General features: G+C 67.5%; 1 protein-coding gene and 1 pseudogene. Both read left to right on the plus strand.

Annotated features, from left to right (window positions below; translation table 11 throughout):
• Window positions 1–220, plus strand: a pseudogene (locus tag G6020_RS16690) (IS3 family transposase); the annotation flags it as partial.
• Window positions 221–298: 78 nt separating this feature from the next.
• Window positions 299–754, plus strand: a complete 456-nt coding sequence (locus G6020_RS16340; protein ID WP_095719468.1) for a transposase — start codon at window positions 299–301, stop codon at window positions 752–754.
• Window positions 755–812 lie beyond the last annotated feature (58 nt).

Below are 812 nucleotides of genomic sequence, written 5' to 3' on the forward strand. Positions count from 1 at the left end.
CCGCGCTGGCCACCAGGTCGCCCGCTGCACTGTCGAACGACTGATGCGAGCCGAAGGCCTCAAGGGGGTCCAGCGGGCCAAGTCACCCCGCACCACCCGGCACAAGGCTGAGACCGAGCGGCCCGCTGACCTGGTGGAACGCAAGTTCGTCGCCGAGCGGCCGAATCAACTGTGGGTCGCCGACATCACCTACATCCGCACCTACGCCGGGTGGGTGTACCCCTATCCGCCAGACTGAGGTGAGACACCCGGGCTGGCTGGTTGAGAGGCTGGGGCGTGAGGAGAAGGAGAACCCAGCATGACTATCACTGCAACTACTGACGCGGCCCTGGAGGCCTCGCAGCCGACGCCGACGACCTCGACGCAGGAGACGGTTCAGGCCCCGCGGACCGGGCGGCCGGCCCGGCGGACGTTCACGGCCGAGTACAAGCGGCGCATCGTCGCCGAGTACGAGCAGGCCCCGTCCGGGCAGAAGGGCCGCGTGCTGCGCCGAGAGGGCCTCTACGATTCCAGCGTCAAGCAGTGGCGGGCCCAGATCGAAGCGGGAACACTGGGCACCGTGTCCAAGAGAAGGCCCCGGGCTGGCCAGTCGCCGGAGCAGGCGCGCATCGCTGAGCTGGAAAAGCAGATCAGCAAACTCGAGTCAGACGCCGCCCGGAAGGACAAGGTCATCGCCGATCGTGACGCCGCGTTGGAGGTCATGGGAAAAGGTGTCGCGTTCTTGGAAGCGCTCTCCAAGAAAAACAAGGGGTGACCAGGGCCGCCTGGCGCACCTGGCAGGCCGAAACCGCGCAGCTGCTGACCGCGCTGCT

Source organism: Dietzia sp. B19 (assembly GCF_014145155.1).
Taxonomy (GTDB): domain Bacteria; phylum Actinomycetota; class Actinomycetes; order Mycobacteriales; family Mycobacteriaceae; genus Dietzia; species Dietzia natronolimnaea.